At 65.2% G+C, this 17,741-nt stretch carries 20 protein-coding genes and 1 other RNA gene; 9 read left to right on the top strand and 12 right to left on the bottom strand.

Features of this window, described 5'->3' with window-relative positions:
- Positions 1-286: 286 nt before the first annotated feature.
- The gene (locus XalbCFBP2523_RS16760) at positions 287-526 is read right to left on the bottom strand and encodes a hypothetical protein (protein WP_170064223.1); all 240 of its coding nucleotides are present in this window, start codon (positions 524-526) and stop codon (positions 287-289) included.
- Between XalbCFBP2523_RS16760 and XalbCFBP2523_RS05175 the strand changes: the two genes are divergently transcribed.
- Positions 519-674 (top strand): hypothetical protein, encoded by a 156-nt coding sequence (locus XalbCFBP2523_RS05175; RefSeq protein ID WP_249027712.1) that lies wholly within the window; start codon positions 519-521, stop codon positions 672-674. The two genes, XalbCFBP2523_RS16760 and XalbCFBP2523_RS05175, sit on opposite strands and share 8 nt — an antisense overlap.
- Before the next feature lie 38 nt (positions 675-712).
- Here XalbCFBP2523_RS05175 and XalbCFBP2523_RS05180 read toward each other — a convergent pair whose 3' ends face one another.
- From XalbCFBP2523_RS05180 to XalbCFBP2523_RS05225, 10 genes are all read right to left on the bottom strand, one after another.
- Complete coding sequence (locus tag XalbCFBP2523_RS05180; RefSeq protein ID WP_045765131.1) at positions 713-1,435, bottom strand: haloacid dehalogenase-like hydrolase; 723 nt, start codon at positions 1,433-1,435, stop codon at positions 713-715.
- On the bottom strand, positions 1,432-2,226 hold the full coding sequence (gene trpC / locus XalbCFBP2523_RS05185; RefSeq protein ID WP_045765130.1) for an indole-3-glycerol phosphate synthase TrpC: 795 nt from the start codon (positions 2,224-2,226) through the stop codon (positions 1,432-1,434). The genes XalbCFBP2523_RS05180 and trpC overlap by 4 nt, the downstream gene beginning before the upstream one ends.
- Before the next feature lie 169 nt (positions 2,227-2,395).
- On the bottom strand, positions 2,396-3,454 hold the full coding sequence (gene trpD, locus XalbCFBP2523_RS05190) for an anthranilate phosphoribosyltransferase (protein WP_045757590.1): 1,059 nt from the start codon (positions 3,452-3,454) through the stop codon (positions 2,396-2,398).
- A 50-nt stretch (positions 3,455-3,504) separates the two neighbouring features.
- The gene (locus XalbCFBP2523_RS05195; RefSeq protein ID WP_012914842.1) at positions 3,505-4,143 is read right to left on the bottom strand and encodes a flavin reductase family protein; all 639 of its coding nucleotides are present in this window, start codon (positions 4,141-4,143) and stop codon (positions 3,505-3,507) included.
- Between the two features lie 50 nt (positions 4,144-4,193).
- A complete protein-coding gene (locus tag XalbCFBP2523_RS05200) occupies positions 4,194-4,772 on the bottom strand; it encodes an aminodeoxychorismate/anthranilate synthase component II (RefSeq protein ID WP_012914841.1) in 579 nt (192 codons plus the stop codon).
- A gap of 209 nt (positions 4,773-4,981) precedes the next feature.
- Positions 4,982-6,457, bottom strand: a complete 1,476-nt coding sequence (trpE, locus tag XalbCFBP2523_RS05205; RefSeq protein ID WP_045765129.1) for an anthranilate synthase component I — start codon at positions 6,455-6,457, stop codon at positions 4,982-4,984.
- Positions 6,458-6,662: 205 nt separating this feature from the next.
- A non-coding RNA gene (locus XalbCFBP2523_RS05210) (sX9 sRNA) lies at positions 6,663-6,740 on the bottom strand.
- Between the two features lie 438 nt (positions 6,741-7,178).
- A complete protein-coding gene (locus XalbCFBP2523_RS05215) occupies positions 7,179-7,661 on the bottom strand; it encodes a GNAT family N-acetyltransferase (protein WP_045765128.1) in 483 nt (160 codons plus the stop codon).
- Position 7,662: 1 nt separating this feature from the next.
- A complete protein-coding gene (rpe, locus tag XalbCFBP2523_RS05220; RefSeq protein ID WP_012914837.1) occupies positions 7,663-8,331 on the bottom strand; it encodes a ribulose-phosphate 3-epimerase in 669 nt (222 codons plus the stop codon).
- A 9-nt stretch (positions 8,332-8,340) separates the two neighbouring features.
- Positions 8,341-8,679 (bottom strand): J domain-containing protein, encoded by a 339-nt coding sequence (locus XalbCFBP2523_RS05225; protein WP_045765127.1) that lies wholly within the window; start codon positions 8,677-8,679, stop codon positions 8,341-8,343.
- 137 nt (positions 8,680-8,816) lie between these two features.
- Here XalbCFBP2523_RS05225 and XalbCFBP2523_RS05230 point away from each other — a divergent pair, with 137 nt between their 5' ends.
- Both XalbCFBP2523_RS05230 and XalbCFBP2523_RS05235 read left to right on the top strand, forming a co-directional pair.
- Positions 8,817-9,743: a phosphoribosylaminoimidazolesuccinocarboxamide synthase gene (locus XalbCFBP2523_RS05230; protein WP_045765126.1), complete on the top strand. Its 927-nt coding sequence runs from the start codon at positions 8,817-8,819 to the stop codon at positions 9,741-9,743.
- Positions 9,744-10,058: 315 nt separating this feature from the next.
- Positions 10,059-10,541: an Mpo1 family 2-hydroxy fatty acid dioxygenase gene (locus XalbCFBP2523_RS05235; protein WP_045757586.1), complete on the top strand. Its 483-nt coding sequence runs from the start codon at positions 10,059-10,061 to the stop codon at positions 10,539-10,541.
- On the opposite strand, the gene XalbCFBP2523_RS05240 is transcribed toward XalbCFBP2523_RS05235, so the two are convergent.
- Positions 10,535-11,437, bottom strand: a complete 903-nt coding sequence (locus XalbCFBP2523_RS05240; protein WP_045766593.1) for an SDR family oxidoreductase — start codon at positions 11,435-11,437, stop codon at positions 10,535-10,537. The genes XalbCFBP2523_RS05235 and XalbCFBP2523_RS05240 overlap by 7 nt on opposite strands.
- A 212-nt stretch (positions 11,438-11,649) precedes the next feature.
- Between XalbCFBP2523_RS05240 and XalbCFBP2523_RS05245 the strand changes: the two genes are divergently transcribed.
- From XalbCFBP2523_RS05245 to XalbCFBP2523_RS05270, 6 genes are read left to right on the top strand one after another with little or no spacing between them, the layout of a single operon-like run.
- Positions 11,650-14,481: a monovalent cation/H+ antiporter subunit A gene (locus tag XalbCFBP2523_RS05245; RefSeq protein ID WP_080928028.1), complete on the top strand. Its 2,832-nt coding sequence runs from the start codon at positions 11,650-11,652 to the stop codon at positions 14,479-14,481.
- Positions 14,481-14,840, top strand: a complete 360-nt coding sequence (locus tag XalbCFBP2523_RS05250; RefSeq protein WP_045765125.1) for a Na+/H+ antiporter subunit C — start codon at positions 14,481-14,483, stop codon at positions 14,838-14,840. Before XalbCFBP2523_RS05245 ends, XalbCFBP2523_RS05250 begins: the two co-directional genes overlap by 1 nt.
- Complete coding sequence (locus tag XalbCFBP2523_RS05255; RefSeq protein WP_045765124.1) at positions 14,837-16,405, top strand: monovalent cation/H+ antiporter subunit D; 1,569 nt, start codon at positions 14,837-14,839, stop codon at positions 16,403-16,405. Before XalbCFBP2523_RS05250 ends, XalbCFBP2523_RS05255 begins: the two co-directional genes overlap by 4 nt.
- A gap of 1 nt (position 16,406) precedes the next feature.
- On the top strand, positions 16,407-16,910 hold the full coding sequence (locus XalbCFBP2523_RS05260; protein WP_045765123.1) for a Na+/H+ antiporter subunit E: 504 nt from the start codon (positions 16,407-16,409) through the stop codon (positions 16,908-16,910).
- Entirely contained in the window at positions 16,907-17,191 is a 285-nt protein-coding gene (locus XalbCFBP2523_RS05265; RefSeq protein WP_012914828.1) for a K+/H+ antiporter subunit F, read from the top strand. Before XalbCFBP2523_RS05260 ends, XalbCFBP2523_RS05265 begins: the two co-directional genes overlap by 4 nt.
- Positions 17,188-17,571: a Na+/H+ antiporter subunit G gene (locus XalbCFBP2523_RS05270; protein WP_045765122.1), complete on the top strand. Its 384-nt coding sequence runs from the start codon at positions 17,188-17,190 to the stop codon at positions 17,569-17,571. The genes XalbCFBP2523_RS05265 and XalbCFBP2523_RS05270 overlap by 4 nt, the downstream gene beginning before the upstream one ends.
- Positions 17,572-17,741 lie beyond the last annotated feature (170 nt).

Below are 17,741 nucleotides of genomic sequence, written 5' to 3' on the forward strand. Positions count from 1 at the left end.
AAATACGACTGAACGAGACGTTCTACTAGCTTCGTTCCGACCGGACTGCTGGCTGGCGCAGTTGCTTGAGAACACAATGTGCCTGGCCTTCGACCTGTTCTTTTGCCAGGTGCTGCTCGGCCTGGGGCTGGCCGCGGGCCACCATCAGGGCCCGCTTGGACAGTGCTGAAGTCGTCACCAACGGCGTCTCCGGGCAGTCACATCTGGCCCTAGGCCATGTCGACAAACATCTGTTGCTACGCCAGGGATGGCCTGCGGCATCGCGACACCCAACCCACGGATCGCGTTAACTGGCACGTTGATCCGAGCCTTCAAGTACACCTGTGCCTGCCATGGCGGTGTCGATCATGTTGCGCGCGAGAACGCGCGCATTCACGGCGCGAAGTTCCTCATGCCCCGCGCGAGGCTTCAGCGCCAACATGCCGTGCTGGACGCCGACGCCGACGGCGACGGCAGTGAACCGGCGGATGCCCACTCCCTGCTCGCGCAAAACGTCCAGACCCCGGCCCAAGATCGATGTGGTCAACGCCGCGGAGAAACGCAATTCCGCCTGGGCATACTGGCAATTCGAAGGCAGCTTCGGTACCTACGACATCGACCACGGGCAGTGGATCGGGCCGATCCACCAAGCCCTGGTGGCGAGCGACAGCGCCTATTCCGCACGCGACCGTTGAGCAACACCGTCAAACGCTGGGCTGCCGTCTCGCGGCAATCACGCGCTAACCGCGTCGCCGGCGCGATCGCGGCATCCCCAGTTCAAAATCGGCGTGCCGGACGGCAAGGTGCGCCGAAACACCGCCACCGCCGAGGTCTTGGGATTGACCACCACCGGCGCGACGGCCGCTTGCAGCAGCGGCAAGTCGGCGATGCTGTCCGAATAGGCCTTGGCGATAGCGCCATAGCCGAGCTCGCGCAGCATGTGCAGCTTTTCCTGATTGTGGCAATGGCGGGTCGCGACGACCGCGCCCAGCCGCGGAGCGATCAGGCTGCCGATCACCGGCACATCCTGGTGCGCGACGAAGCCAAGAATCGCCCGCGCCAATTCCGGCGGCGCACCGGTGGCGACGACCACCCGGTCGCCGGCGGCACGGTGCCGGGCGAATACCTCCAGCGCTTGCGGCAGCAGTCGCTGCCGAATCTGCACCTGATGACGCAGGACGTACTGATCGATGATGACGTTGAACTCCCGCACGCGACGCAGGCCGAAACTGGCGATCCACACATAGCCGGAAATGCCAGTGCGGCGGGTCGGCAACATCACCACCAGCGGCCCCAACAAGAGCGTCGCCAACAACGCGGCGATCAGGCGCAACGGATTGCGCCGGATCAACCAAGCGAACAGGTGACTGCCGGAGTCGCCGTCGTACAGCGTGTGATCGAAGTCGAACACCACCACCGGCGCGTCGGCGTGCGGGACTGAATACGGCGCACTCATGCAGAGAAGAACAACTGGCGCAGCGCTTCTCCAGGCTCCTCCGCACGCATGAATGCCTCCCCGACCAGGAAGGCATGCACGCCGGCAGCGCGCATCGTCGCCACGTCTGCTGCGCCAAGAATGCCACTCTCGGTGACCAACAGGCGATCGCGCGGCACCGCGTCCTTCATCGACAAGGTGGTCTGCAGCGACACTTCGAAGGTACGCAGATTGCGATTGTTGATGCCGATCAGTGGCGCTGGTACTTGCAGGGCGCGCTCCAGTTCGTCGATGTCATGCACTTCCACCAGCACATCCATCCCCAACTGTAATGCCAGCGACGACAGCTCGGCCAATTGCAGGTCGTCCAGCGCAGCGACGATCAGCAAAATACAATCGGCGCCGAGCGCGCGCGCCTCGTATACCTGGTATGGGTCGATGGTGAAATCCTTGCGCAGCACAGGCAGCGTGCACGCCTCACGCGCCTGCTGCAGGTAGCGATCGTGACCCTGGAAGAAATCCTCGTCGGTCAGCACCGACAGGCAGGCAGCACCGCCGAATTGGTAGCTGACCGCGATATCGGCCGGATGGAAGTCGGGCCGGATCACGCCCTTGGATGGGCTGGCCTTCTTGACCTCGGCGATCACCGCTGGGTCGCCGTTGGCGATGGCGGCCTGTAGGGCGCGCGCGAACCCGCGCGTGGACGGCATGGCCTCCGCGCGCGCGGCCAGCTCGGCCAACGGTACGCGTGCGCTGCGTTCGGCGATCTCTTCGGTCTTGCGCGCGAGGATGGTGCGGAGAATGTCGCTCATGCGTTGGGATCCTGTGGAGAGGAAGGATTATCGGCGATGCGGGACGTAAGCGGCAGTCAAGCCAGGACTCGCGGCTCGCAAGAGCGTAGAAGATCTCATGCCTACCGCAAGTGCGTGCGGCACGATTCTGGTACTGCAGCGAACGCAACTGCATGGGCGAAGAGGGCTCTCAGTGGGCCTCGGACCCCAGGTTCCTGGCCTGGACCAATTCCCGCGTGCACACCACATACGCCTCCAGCTTGGCGCGGGCGCGGCCGTCGGCGATAGCGGCACGGGCCAGGGCGATACCGGCGGCGATGTCGGCGGCCACACCGGCCACGTACAACGCCGCGCCCGCATTGAAGGCGACGATGTCCAACGCCGGGCCGGGGACGTTATCAAGCACGCTACGCAGCATCACCATCGATTCGTCAGCATCGGCCACCTTGAGGTTGCGGCTGGCCGACATGGCGATGCCGAAATCCTCCGGATGCAGTTCGTATTCGCGCACCTGACCATCGCGCAACTCGCCGACCAGGGTGCCGGCTCCCAGCGACAGTTCATCCATGCCGTCGCGGCCCCACACCACCAACGCACGCTCGGCACCCAGTTCGTGCAGCACTCGCGCCTGGATGCCGACCAGATCCGGATGAAACACCCCCATCAGGATGTTCGGCGCACCGGCCGGATTGGTCAGCGGTCCGAGGATGTTGAAGATGGTACGCACACCCATCTCGCGGCGCACCGGCGCCACCACCTTCATCGCCGGATGATGCACCGGCGCATACATGAAACCGATGCCGGTGGCGCGCAGCGCCTGCGCCACCTGCTCCGGTTGCAGCTCGATCGCCGCGCCCAGCGCTTCCAGCGCATCGGCACTCCCGGACTTGGAAGAGACGCTGCGATTGCCGTGCTTGGCCACTTTGGCCCCGGCCGCGGCGGCGACGAACATCGCACAGGTGGAGATGTTGAAGGTATGCGAACCGTCGCCGCCGGTGCCGACAATGTCCACCATATGGCGACGGTCGGCGACGTCTACTGTGCGCGAGAACTCGCGCATCACTTGCGCCGCACCGGCAATCTCGCCGACCGTCTCCTTCTTCACCCGCAGCCCGGTGAGGATGGCCGCGGTCATCGCCGCCGATACCTCGCCGCGCATGATCTGCCGCATCAGCCCGACCATCTCGTCATGGAAGATTTCGCGGTGCTCGATGGTGCGCTGCAGGGCTTGCTGTGGCGTGATGGTCATGGAGGAAAGATCTGTTGCTGTCCGAAGAGGGAGAAAAGCTGTCACTGGGGTCAGCCCGGGCGAGCGGGCCGCTCCAGGCGCAACCGCCCTTGCGCGAGCACCTCGAAGTAATCGGCCGGTCCACCGGCGCGCAGCAGGGTGCCGACCGCGGCCGGATCGTAGAGCCCGTCCTGCAATGCGCTGCGCGCGATGTGCACGCCGACCACCTCGCCGAGCACCAGCCAGGTCTGGATCGGTTCACCGCGCGCGGTCTGCAGCGGCAGCAACTGGCTGAGCCGGCATTCGAAGCTCACCGGACTGGCGGCGACCCGCGGCGCGCCGACCAGCCGCGAGGGCGCGACGGCCAGCCCAGCCAGAGCGAACTCGTCAACCTCCGGCGCGACCGCCGCGGAACTGGCGTTCATCGCCTCGGCCAGTACGCGCGTGACCAGGTTCCAGGTGAATTCGCCGCTGGCCTCGATGTTGCGGACACTGTCCTTCCAGCCGATGCTGGCGAAACCGACAATCGGCGGGACGTAGTTGAAGGCGTTGAAAAAACTGTAAGGCGCCAGGTTGGCAACGCCGTCGGCACCACGCGAACCGATCCAACCGATTGGCCGTGGCCCGACGATGGCATTGAACGGATCGTGCGGCAGTCCATGACCATGAGCCGGTTCGTAGAAGTGGAAGGTCTCGGTACGATCGTGCATCGATAGGCATCCGGCGGTGACGGGAAGGAACGCGGTGCCGGCGCGGCGACTCAACGTTCCAGGAAATTCTTCAACAAGGCGTGACCATGCTCGGTGAGGATGGACTCGGGATGGAACTGCACGCCCTCCACCGGGAACTGGCGATGCCGCAGGCCCATGATTTCTTCCATGCTGCCATCGGCGTGTTCGGTCCAGGCGGTGATTTCCAGGCACTGCGGCAGCGTGGTCTTCTCCACCACCAGCGAATGGTAGCGCGTGGCCTCGTAGCCATCGGGCAGACCGGCGAACACGCCCAGGCCCTGGTGACGGATGCGCGAGGTCTTGCCGTGCATGATGGTGCCGGCGCGCACCACCTGCCCACCGTAGACCTGACCGATGCTCTGGTGACCCAGGCACACGCCCAGGATCGGCGTGCGCTGGCCGAGCCGTTCGATCAATTGCAGCGACACCCCGGCCTCGTTCGGCGTGCATGGACCGGGCGAGATGACGATGCGCTCGGGCGCCAGGCGCTCGATCTCGTCCACGCTGAGCGCATCGTTGCGCACCACCTTGACCTCGGCGCCAAGCGCCTGCAAGTACTGCACGAGGTTGTAGGTGAAGCTGTCGTAGTTGTCGAGCATCAACAGCATCAGCTGGCCTTCTTTGTCTTAAGTAAATTCACGAATGCACTGCATGTCATCAGAAAATAGCGCGCGTCGGCTTGCGTGATGTTGGCTTCACCCATCAAGGCATGCCAAATACCGTCGGCTTGGCTGGTATATCCATAGGGTTGCGAATTCGACCTGGGCCAAGGCATGAGGTGCCTTAAAACCCAGTCTCTCACTGAATGTCATTTCCATTAGAGACCCTTCGCCGCCTCGGCCACCGCGCGGAACAGCGCGCGGCCCTTGCTCATCGTCTCGTCCCATTCGGCCTGCGGATCGGAGTCGTAGACGATGCCGGCACCGGCCTGCACATGCAGGCGGCCATGCTTGATCACCGCCGTGCGGATGGCGATGGCGGTGTCGGCATCGCCGTGCCAGCCGAGGTAGCCGATGCTGCCGGCATACACGTTACGCTTGATCGGCTCCAACTCGCGGATGACCTCCAGCGCACGGATCTTCGGCGCGCCGCTGACGGTGCCGGCGGGGAAGGTCGCGCGTAGCACGTCGGCGTAGCTGAGTCCTGGCAACAGCGTGCCGGTGACTTCGCTGACGATGTGCATGACGTGACTGTAGCGCTCGATCACGAAGCGCTCGCCGACCGCCACGCTCCCCGCCTGCGAGACGCGACCGGCATCGTTACGGCCCAGGTCGATCAACATCAAATGCTCGGCGCGCTCCTTGGGATCGGCGAGCAGTTCCGCTTCCAGCGCGAGGTCTTCTTCCACGGTCTTGCCGCGCCGGCGCGTGCCGGCGATCGGGCGCACGGTGACCTGCCCGGCTTCCAGGCGCACCAGAATTTCCGGCGAGGAACCCACCACCTGGGTGTCGCCAACATCGATGAAATACATGTAAGGCGACGGGTTCAACGCGCGCAATGCGCGGTACACGTCCAACGGACGCGTGTTGAACGGCACGCTCAGGCGCTGGCTCAGCACTACCTGGAAGATGTCACCGGCACGAATGTAGTCCTTGGACTTCTCCACCGCGGCGATGAAGCCTTCGCGGGTAAAGCCGGAGACGAAATCGCGCTCGTCGAGGACGTCGCGCGCCAGCGGCGCGGGATAACCGGCACCGGGCTGGCGCAGCGTGGCGGTAAGCGCGTCGAGCCGCGCTTGCGCCATCTCCCAGGCGTCGGCAACGGACGGATCGACGTGTACGATCAGGTACAGGCGGCCCTTGAGGTTGTCGAAGACCGCGACCTCTTCGGACAGCATGAGCAGGATATCCGGCGTGTCCAATTCGTCGTGAGCAACGTCCCCCGCCAGACGCGGCTCGATATAGCCAATGCACTCGAAACCGAACCACCCCACCAGGCCGCCGGTGAAGCCCGGCACGCCCTCGATCCTGGGCACCGTGTGCTGCACGCGCAGTGCCTCGACCTCGGCGAGCGGATCGGCGACCTCGCGCCGCTCGACCAGATTGCCGTGGTCGCGCACCTCCAGCGTGTGGCCACGAAAGGTGTACACGCGGCGCACCGGCAGGCCGATGATCGAATAACGGCCAAAGCGCTCGCCACCCTCGACCGATTCGAACAGATAGGTATGCGGGGCGTCGGCGAGCTTGAGATAGACCGACAACGGCGTGTCCAGATCGGACAACACTTCGCGAACGACAGGGATACGGGTGTGGCCTTCAGCGGCGTAGTGCTGGAACTGCTCGCGGGTGATCAAAACGGCTTTCCTTCCGGGGCGCGGTGACGGGACGGACGACGGCTGCAGGCCACCATCGCCACGCACGGCGAGCCGAAGTGAAGGAACGCGGGGTCGTCAAGCTGGACATGGCAGTTACTTTACCGCAACTGCGGCGAGTGGCAACGGTTGCAGACGGCACGGTCGATTGTGCGACGGCGGGCACGTGGCAATGGCTGTTTAGAGTGGCCAACAAAACGTCGCGAGTCGCTGTCGGGGGGGCGCGGACAGCGCGCAGGAACCGCCGTGTACAAAGGGGGTACATGCGGATTCCGAGCACTGCCCACGCCCGCCCGGCGGCGACATAGTCGTTTTGTTAGCCACTCTTAGGCGCAGCGGCTCAGGCGGATCATGGCCGACGGAACCGCGTCTGCGGTACGGGCGCGGACATCGGCGCGGCGCGCAACGACCACCGCGCCACCTGAAAATCAAAGACCAATGCGCTGCTGCCATGCGCCGCCTGCGCGGACCATGCCACGTGCTTCGCCGACAAGGCATGAGGCGGATTGGGAATCGATAGGACAGCATGCCGCACGCTGTCATACCTGCGTCACCAACAATCCGGAACATGGAAGGCCATAGCAGGGACGATGGATGGAGGCAGGATCAGCCTCCAATTATTTCTAGAGGAACCGCACGGGCAACCATGCGGTTCCTGCTTTTTGCACGTCGCTGCTTTTCATGCGCAGCAGGTCAGCAGCGCTCAACCGGCCGCGAACCTGCTCAGTGCCTCGCCCTGCAAGCGATACACGGTCCATTCGTCCTGCGCCTGCGCGCCGGCTGCTTCATAGAAGTCGATCGCCGGGCGGTTCCAATCCAGCACCGACCACTCGAAACGACCGCAGCCTTCGGCCACCGCCTGCCGCGCCAGATGCCGCAACAACGCCCTGCCGGCACCGAGACCGCGATGCGCGGGATCCACGTACAGGTCTTCCAGATACAGGCCGTTGCGCCCGAGCCAGGTGGAATAATTGTAGAAATACACCGCGTAACCGGCCGGCTGCGCATCGACTTCGCAGATCAACGCATACGCACGCGAGTGCGGACCGAACAGACTGGCGCGCAGGCTGGCTTCGTCGGTTTGCACCGCGTCCTCGGCGCGCTCGTAGCGGGCCAAGTCGCGGATCATGCGCAAAATCAGCGCGGCATCTGCGGCCAGCGCCGGGCGGATCTGCACCACCGCCATCTCAGCGCGCCGCCACCGCCGCGCGCATCCGCGCGATGACCTCGGCGTAGTCCGGCGCGTTGAAGATGGCCGAGCCTGCAACGAACGTGTCGGCGCCGGCGGCCGCAACCGCGGCGATATTCTCCGGCTTGACCCCACCATCGATCTCCAACCGGATCGGCTTGCCGCTGGCGTCGATGCAGGTGCGGATCGCGCGCAGCTTGTCCAGCGCCGAGGGAATGAACGTCTGCCCGCCGAAACCCGGGTTGACCGACATCACCAACACCAGATCCAGATCGTCCAGCACCCAGTCGAGGATCTCCAACGGGGTCGCGGGGTTGAGCGCCAGCCCGACTTGGCAGCCATGCGACTTGATCAGTTGGATGCTGCGGTGGACGTGGCGGCTGGCCTCTGGATGAAAGCTGATGAGACTGGCACCGGCCTCGGCGAAATCGGGAATCAGCCGATCCACCGGCTCGACCATCAAATGCACGTCGATCGCTGCGGTCACCCCGTGCTTGCGCAGCGCCTTGCACACCATCGGACCAATGGTCAGATTCGGCACGTAATGGTTATCCATGACATCGAAATGGATCCAGTCGGCGCCGGCGCGCAGCACCGCATCCACTTCCTCGCCAAGACGGGCGAAATCGGCGGACAGGATGGATGGGGCAATGATGCAATCGGACATGGCGGGATCTCAGCGTTTGCGCAGTAGGCGAATCCGGTCGTAAGCCGTGTTGAGCTGGCTGGCCTTTTTCTCGGCGCTGGCGCGCAACTCTGGACTGGCGTTGGCGACCTTGTCGGGATGGTATTGGGACATCAGGCGGCGATAAGCAAGTTCGATTTCCGCGTCGGTCGCATCGCGTGTGAGGCCCAGTTCGCGATACGGATCTTCGCGCTGAGACAGTTTGAACCAGTCCGCGTCGAAAGCATGTCCGATCAGCAAGCCAATAAATGCGCCAAGCACAGGCGTGGGCCGCAGCAGCAAGGCCGCGGCAATGGCGCCGAGCAGTTTTCCGTACCAGGGCTTGGACAAAGGGCGGGCTCGGTGGACAGGACGGTATATTTTACGGCACAGCGGGTCTTTCCAGCCTTACACTACGCGGCCCGCCGTCCGCCGCGGGCCCGCCGGGTCCCGAGACGGTGGCCATTGCGAAGTCCGTAGGAGCGTCTGTGTCCACCACGCTGTTGCAATCCGATCTGCCTGGCCTGCCGTTGCGTCACCGCGGCAAAGTCCGCGACGTGTTCGATCTGCCGCGCGACCGCCTGCCCGCCAACGCCCCGGCCGGCGACTACCTGCTGATGGTCGCCACCGACCGCTTGTCCGCCTTCGACGTGGTGCTGCCCGACCCGATTCCCGGCAAGGGCGAGATGCTATGCCAGGTCTCCAACTTCTGGTTCAAGAAGACCGAGCACCTGATGCCCAACCACCTCACCGGCATCGATGTCGCCGCGGTGCTGCCCGAGGGCGTGGACACCGCGCTGTACGCCAAACGCGCGGTGGTGACCCGCAAGCTCAAGCCGGTGCCGGTGGAAGCCATCGCCCGCGGCTATCTGATCGGCAGCGGCTGGAAGGACTACCAGCGCACCGGCAAGGTCAGCGGGATCGAACTGCCCGATGGCCTGCGCCAGGCCGAGAAACTGGCCGAACCGATCTTCACCCCCTCGACCAAGGCCGCCGTCGGCGATCACGACGAAAACATCGATTTCGACGCGATGGTCAAGACCGTGGGCGCCGAACTGGCCGAGCGCGTGCGCGACGCCACCTTGCGCATCTACCGCTTCGCCGCCGACTTCGCCGCCGAGCGCGGCATCTTGCTGGCGGACACCAAGTTCGAATTCGGCACCGACCTCGATGGCCGCCTGTACATCATGGACGAGATGCTGACCCCGGACTCCTCGCGTTACTGGCCGGCCGACGAATACGAAATTGGCAGCAGCCCGCCGAGCTACGACAAGCAGTTCGTGCGCGACTATCTGGAAACGTTGGACTGGGGCAAGACAGTGCCCGGCCCGCGCCTGCCGCAGGACGTGATCGAGCGTACCCGAAGCAAATACGCCGAGGCACTGCAGCGGCTGGCGGGCATTTCGGTCGATTGAACGGCGTCGCCCTACGCCGGCGCGTGGACGACGTCACGCATGCGGACGCGGCAGCGCTACGCATACTCCTCCGCATGAGCGGATCGGCCCGGAACCGGCGATGATCTCGCCACGGCTTGCACTTCTTCGTTCCTGACCATGGCAACCACCGGATCGGCACTAGCTCCAACACGCTTCTCCGGACAACGCGCGGATCTGCGACACGTCGCGAACGGCCACACCTTTCCCATCGGTCGCACGCGCCGACGCCACAGCGCGCTGTCTGCGCATCGCGGCGTCGATGACGCTATGCTGATCCGGTTCCTCGGAGGAAAGATGGAGACCACCGTCTACGCGCGCCCGATCGACCGATATTTCGCCCACTATTCCGACGCTCACCGCAATGCCGCCAACCAGCGTATCCACGTGATCGCGGTGCCGGGGATTCTATGGGCGGTCGTGGCGCTGCTGTGGTGCATACCGGTCGGCGCTAGCTGGTTCCAAAGCGGAGTGTGGGCGGCACTGGGCATGTTCGCCGCGTGGATGTACTACAACCGGCTGTCACGACCGCTGGGCTACGGCATGCTCGCCGTGTTCTTCTTTTACGGCTGCCTGTGCCGGCTGCTGGAAGCGCATCTGGGGCTGCAAGGATTGCGCTGGATGGCGCTGGCGGTGCTCATGCTGGCCTCGATCGCGCAATGCATCGGGCACACATTGGAAGGCCGCCGGCCCAATTTCTGCACCGATGCGATGGCGCTGCTGATCGGCCCGGCCTGGGTGCTGGCCAAGCTGTACCGACACATGCGCTGGCGCTACTGACGCACGGCAGCTCCGGACGTCACGCCGAGCATGGCTGCATCCGGGGCGAACGCGCGCGGCGCGTAGCCGAAATCGCGCCGCGCCGGCGCCAGATCGAAAACCAGATCCTCGCGCATGCGCTGCAAGGCCGCGCGATTCATGCCACGCAAGCGACCGCACGCATGCGCCAACGCCAACAGCAGCGCGAAGACGGCATGCGGCAACAACAGCAACCGTGCCGGCGGCTGCAACACGGCCAGCACGCGGTGCACCATGTCGCGATAACGGAGTGTCTCGCCGCCACCCAACGCATAGCTTTGGCCATGCGTGGTCGCGGACGCCAGCACCGCCAGCGCCGCCTCGGCCAGATCCTGCACATGCACCGGCTGCCGCAGGCCACAGGCGCTGCGCGACAGCACGAACCAACCGCTGCGCCGCGCCAGCGCCGCAATCGCGCTCAAGGTACGGTCGCGACCAGCGCCGTAGACCAGGGTCGGTCGTAACACCGTCGCGGCGGCGCCGCGCGCGGCAGCCAGCGCAAACAGTGTCGCTTCGGCCTCGCGCAAGCGGCGGGCGACATCGCGTTCGGTGGCATCCAGCGAATCGCGCTTAACCTCCAGGCTGGTGGAGCCGAACGCAACCACGCGCGGCGCATGCACCGGCACGCGTTGATACCAATCCGCGAACGCATCCAGCGGCCCGCAACTGAAGACGACATCCACTGGCAACGGCGGCATCGACAGCGTCCCCAGCTCGCCCAAGTGCCAATGCAGGCCGGGCCGTGAAGGCTGGATGGTCCGCGAGTAGGCATGCACCTGCCAGCCGGCGGCGAGCAACCCATGCAACAGCGGTTCGCCGATTTGACCACTACCGCCGAACACCAGTGCGATACGCGGCAACGCGGGAGGATATTGCATGGGGACAGCGGAGGCTGGCGCATCGGTCATCGCCACAGCATAACCAGCGCACGCCACCACGCCCAATTTCTTGCGGCACAACGCTCGCAGACGCATCGCGCGCTGCGAGTCGGAGCGCCAATGCGCGTGCATGCGAGCCACTCCAACCTCGGTCAGCGCCATAACCTGCCTGTTACACTCGGTCCTCTGCACGCGAATCGCGCATTCCCTGCATGATGCCCATCCTCATCATCCTGTTGGCCCTGCCGTTCCTGATAGCGGCCAGCGTGGTCGTCTTGCGCCATCGAACACGGGCTGTGCTGGCCTGGGTCGCGGCGATCGCACCACTGGCCGGGCTGGTGCTGTTGGGCACGTTGACCACGACTGTCCTGCAAGGCGACATCGTCCGCAGCGATCACGCCTGGCTGCCGCAGATCGGGCTGCAGTTTTCGCTGCGCCTGGATGGCCTGGCCTGGATGTTCGCCGGGCTGGTGCTGGCCATCGGCACGCTGGTGGTGATGTATGCGCACTACTACCTGAGCGCGCGCGAGAACGCGGCGCGCTTCTATGCCTACCTACTGTTATTCATGGGCGCGATGCTGGGCATGGTGCTGGCCGGCAATCTGCTGCTGCTGATGGTGTTCTGGGAATTGACCAGCATCAGTTCGTTCCTGTTGATCGGCTTCTGGTCGCATCGGAAGGACGCGCGTGACGGCGCGCAGATGGCCCTGGTGATCACCGGCGGCGGCGGCCTGGCGTTGCTCGGTGGCGTGCTGCTGCTCGGTCGCATCGTCGGCAGTTATCAGCTCGACGCCGTACTCGCCGCCGGTCAGACGATCCGCGCCAGCGCGCTGTATCCGTGGGCACTGGGGTTGATCCTGCTCGGCATCTTCAGCAAGAGCGCGCAGTTCCCGCTGCATTTCTGGCTGCCGCAGGCGATGGCGGCGCCAACGCCGGTGTCGGCATATCTGCATTCGGCGACGATGGTCAAGGCAGGCGTCTTCCTGCTGGCGCGGCTGCATCCGGCGCTGGCCGGCAGCGCATTGTTCTTCTACACGGTCAGCGGCATCGGTGCGATCACCCTGCTCACGGGCGCCTGGTTGGCGATCTTCCAGCACGATCTGAAAGGCCTGCTGGCGTATTCGACAATCTCGCATCTGGGCTTGATCACCATGCTGTTCGGGTTGTCCACGCCGATGGCGGTGGTCGCTGGCGTCTTCCACATGCTCAATCACGCCGTATTCAAAGCCTCGTTGTTCATGGCTGCGGGCATCATCGACCACGAGACCCACACCCGCGACATGCGCCGGCTCGGCGCGCTGCGCCGCTGGATGCCGATCACCAGCACGCTGGCGATCATCGCCGCACTGGCAATGGCCGGTATCCCGCTGCTCAACGGTTTTCTGTCCAAGGAAATGTTCTTCGCCGAGGCGCTGGGCGCCAACGGACCGGCAGCGATGCGCGTGTTCATCGCCAGCGCGGCGCTGCTGGCCGGCGTGTTCGGTGTGGCCTACAGCCTGCGCTTCGTCTACGAGACGTTCTTCGGCGAAGGGCCACGCGACCTGCGGACGATGCCGCATGAGCCGCCGCGTTGGATGAAGATTCCAGTGGCGATCCTGGTGTTGGTCTGCGTAGCGGTCGGCACCGTACCGGCGCTGACCGTGGCGCCGGTGTTGCGCAGCGCCGCCAGCGCGATCCTCGGCGACGCCCTACCCGACTACAGCCTGGCGCTGTGGCACGGCTGGAACGCGCCACTGGCGATGAGCCTCGCAGGCGTGATCGGCGGGGTGACGCTGTACTTCGGCCTGCGCCGACTGACGGCGTTATACACCGAGGTGCGCCGTTCGCTGGGCAAACGCCTGTTCCACTGGCATATGCAGACATTGTCAACCTTGGCCGCGCGCGCCACCCGGCTACTCGTCAATGGCCGCCTGCAGCGCAGCCTGCGCTGTTTGCTGTTGGCCGCCGTGGTGGTCGCGGCGGCGCCGTTCGTCGCGACGCCGCCGCCATGGCCGTCGTGGACACCACCGCAGCCGATGCCGCCGCTGGGATGGGCGCTGTGGTGGTTGATCGTCGGCAGCGCATTGGCCACGCTGCGCCTGTATCGCCAGCGCCTGCTGGCCGTGGTGGTGGTCGGTGGCAGCGGATTGGGCGTGAGCCTGGTCTTCGTGTTCCTATCGGCACCGGATCTGGCACTGACCCAATTGCTGGTGGAAATGGTCACCCTGGTGTTGATGCTGCTGGGGCTGCACTACTTGCCCAATGTGTCGCCGCCGGAACCACGGCGCTGGCCGCAGTTGCGCGATGCGGCACTGGCGATCGCCGCCGGTGTCGGCATGGCCCTGCTGGCGTATGCGGTGATGACCCGCCCGGCGTCGAGCATGGCCGGCGAACTGCTGCAACGCGCGCTGCCGCAGGCGTATGGACGCAATGTGGTCAACGTGATCCTGGTGGACTTCCGTGGCTTGGATACCTTCGGCGAAATCAGCGTGTTCGCGATCGCCGCGCTGGTGGTGCACGCGCTGTTGCGAGGTGTGCGGATGGCGCCCGAAACCCTCATGCCCGGCCCACCGATCACGCTGCCGGTGCCGGCCGATCTGACCCAATTGTTGTTCCCACTCACCCTCACCGTGTCGATCTTTTTGTTTCTGCGCGGACACAACGCGCCCGGTGGCGGGTTTATCGCCGGGCTGGTGCTGGCAGTGCCGCTGCTGATGCAGTACGTGATCCAGGGCGCCGCTTCGGTGGAGTCGCGCTTCGGCTTGGACTACATCCGCTGCATCGCGCTGGGCCTGGTGCTGGCAGCACTCAGCGGCATGGGCGCGCTGTTGTTCGGCGCGCCATTGCTGACCAGCGGCCACCTCGACTTGCCGCTGCCACTGATCGGCGAGGTGTCGTTGACCAGCGCGCTGGGTTTCGATACCGGTGTGTTTCTGGCGGTGTTCGGCGGCACCATGCTGATCCTGTCGATGTTGGGCACGATCATGCCATCGCGCATGCGCGAGGCACATCGCGGGCGCATCGACCCGACGCGACGCTCGGCCATCACCGGGGAAATGCACTGATGGAGCTGGCCTTGGCGAGCGCGATCGGCGTGCTGACGGCGGTGGGAGTGTATCTGCTGCTGCGCGCGCGCAGCTTCGATGTCATCCTGGGCATGACCGTACTGTCCTACGCCACCAACCTGCTGATCTTCGCTGGCGGTCGGCTGAAACAGGGCAGGCCGCCGGTGCTGCGCGACGGCATCGCGCCGACCCTGGCCGAACATGCCGATCCGCTGCCGCAGGCGCTGGTGTTGACCGCGATCGTGATCGCCTTCGCGATGACGGCGCTGAGCATCGTGCTGGCGCTGCGCAACCGTGGCGACAACCACAGCGATCATGTCGATGCGCGCGCGGATCAGGACGAGGAGAATGCGCCATGAGCCATGTGCTGATCCTGCCGATTCTGATTCCATTGCTCGGTGCCGGGTTGTCGTTGTTCCTGGAGCGGCGTCGCGCCGGCCGCAGGTTGCAGCGCCTGCTGGCGTGGACCGCGCTGGCGGCGCTGGCCGCAGCGGTGACCACGCTGTGCGCGCAGGTCGGCGACGGTCAGGTCCACGCCTATCTGCTGGGCGACTGGCCGGCGCGGCTGGGCATCGTGCTGATGGCCGACCGCCTGTCGGCGTGGATGCTGGCGACCACCACCTTGCTCGCCGCCGCTTGCCTGCTGCACGCCTGCGCGGGTTGGGATCGACGTGCGCCGCATTTCCATGCGCTGTTCCAGTTCCAGTTGGTCGGCCTCAACGGCGCATTCCTGACAGGCGATATCTTCAATCTGTTCGTGTTCTTCGAGGTGATGTTGATCGCCTCCTACGGCCTGCTGCTCAGTGGCGGTCGCGGCCTGCGCCTGCGTGCTGGGTTCCATTACGTGGTGTTCAACGTCACGTCCTCCACCGTGTTCCTGATCGCGCTGGGGTTGCTGTACGCACTGCTCGGCTCGCTGAACATGGCCGAGTTATCGCAACGCGTGTCGCAGGCACCGGCGCAGAACGTGGCGTTGATCAAAGCCGCAATCGGCCTGTTGTTGGTGGTGTTCTGCGCCAAGGCCGCATTGCTACCGTTGTATCTGTGGTTGCCGGAAACCTATGCGCGGGCGCCGGCAGCCGTCGCGGCGCTGTGCGTGATCATGACCAAGGTTGGCCTGTATGCGATGTTGCGGGTCAGTACGCTGATGCTCGGCAGCCAGGCGCCGATGCTGCATGGTTACGGCGGCGACTGGCTGCTGTGGCTGGGCCTGGCCACGCTGCTGCTGGGTGCGCTCGGCGTGCTGGCGGCGGTGCGCCTGCGGGTGTTGATCGGCTACCTGGTGATCGTGTCGGCGGCGACGCTGTTTGTCGCCTTCGCGTTGCAGCGACCCGGCATGCTCAGCGCGGGCCTGTACTACCTGGCGCACAGTAGCTTCGTGGCCGCGGCACTGTTCATGATCGCCGAGCTGATCCGGCGGCGTGGCGGCCATGCAGGCGACCGCAAGAGCCGCATCGCCACGCTGCCGGAGAAAACGCTGTCAGGGCTGCTATTCCTGATCGCGGCGATCTCGGTGGCCGGGCTGCCGCCACTGTCCGGTTTCCTGGCCAAGGTCGCACTGCTCGGCGCCACGCCAGCGGCGCTCACTGCCCCGGTATGGACCACGGTGTTGCTTAGCAGCCTGATGGTCATCACGGGCCTGAGCCGCAGCGGTGTGCGACTGTTCTGGCACGTGCCCAGCCACCAGAACACGGTCGATCACGGCACTGCGCAGTTGCCAGCGCTCATCCCCGTCCCGCGCATGGCGCTGGGGCGGCGGCTGGAAATCGCCGCCACCTTGCTGCTACTCGGCTACGGCATGACCATGACGTTGGCAGCCGAACCGCTGCTGCGCTACACCGACGCCATCGCCGCGCAGGTGTTGCGTCCATCCGCTTACGTCACCCAGTTGCGCGCCACGGCACCAGTTCTGCGGGAGCCCTGAGATGGTCCGTTCCTCCTGGTCGCGCAGGCTGTTCCCGTCCTGGCCGCTGAGTCTCACCGTCACCACGTTTTGGCTACTGATGAGCGACAGCGTCAGCCCCAGTCAACTCTTGCTCGGCGGCGGACTCGGCGTGGCGGTGCCGCTGTTCGCCGCGCGCCTGGACCGCGAGTTCGCTCGCATCGGCACGCTGCGTCCGGTGCCGAGGATGCTGTGCGTGGCGGCCTGGGACATCGTGCGTTCCAATGTGATGGTCGCGCTGCAAGTGCTAGGACCGCAGACACTGATCCACCCCGGCTTCGTCTGGGTGCCACTGGATATCGCCAACATCCACGGCATCGCCGCACTGACCAGCATGATTACCCTGACCCCAGGCACGGTTTCGGCGGCGTTGTCGGACGACCGCAAATACCTGCTGGTGCATGTGCTGCACCTGGACGATGCCGAGCGTCTGATCCGACAAATCAAGACGCGCTACGAGGCGCCATTGATGGAGATCTTCCCATGACCCACGACATGTTCATCGACACCACCATCGTCGTGTGCATGCACATGGTGGCCCTGGCGATGCTGCTGGCGCTGTGGCGGCTGCTGCGCGGCCCGACCCTGCCCGACCGTATCCTGGCACTGGATATGCTATCGATCACCGCGATCGCCGAAGTGATGCTATTGGGCATGTACCTGGATTCGCCGGTGTATTTCGAAGCGGCGTTGATTATTGCCATGCTCGGCTTCGGCAGTACCGTGGTGTTGAGCAAATACGTACTGCGTCGGGACATCGTCGAATGAACGCCTTGCTGCACATCGCGCTGGCGTTACTGCTGATCGTCGGCTGCTTTTTCATCCTGATCGGTGCGCTGGGGCTGGTGAGACTGTCGGACTTCTTCAAGCGCCTACACGCGCCGACCACGGCCAGCACACTGGGCGTGGGCTGCATCCTGCTTGCCTCGGTGGGCTATCACCTGTTCCTGGGGCAAGACCCGCAGCCACGCGAGTTGTTGATCACCGCGTTCTTGTTCATCACCGCACCGATCAGCGCGCACATGATGGCCAAGGCTGCGCTGTCGCTGATGCTGGCAGAACGCCCACCGACGCCCGGCAGTGGCGACGCCGATCAAAAACGGCTGCCGATGTCGACCCGAACGAAACAACAGCCACCGTTGCCCTAGCCTGCTGCTGACGATTGCACCCGACCCGATGCCGCCTTGACGCCGATCCGCACCGCGGCTTGAACAAGCCGGCGCGTTACCAGCAACCCCAGGCACCGGGCGATATCCGCCACCGGCTTTGCACCAGCGTACCGCAACACGATGGCAGGCAATCGATCATGCGCGAAGTG

The organism is Xanthomonas albilineans, assembly GCF_002939705.1.
Classification (GTDB): Bacteria; Pseudomonadota; Gammaproteobacteria; order Xanthomonadales; family Xanthomonadaceae; genus Xanthomonas_A; species Xanthomonas_A albilineans.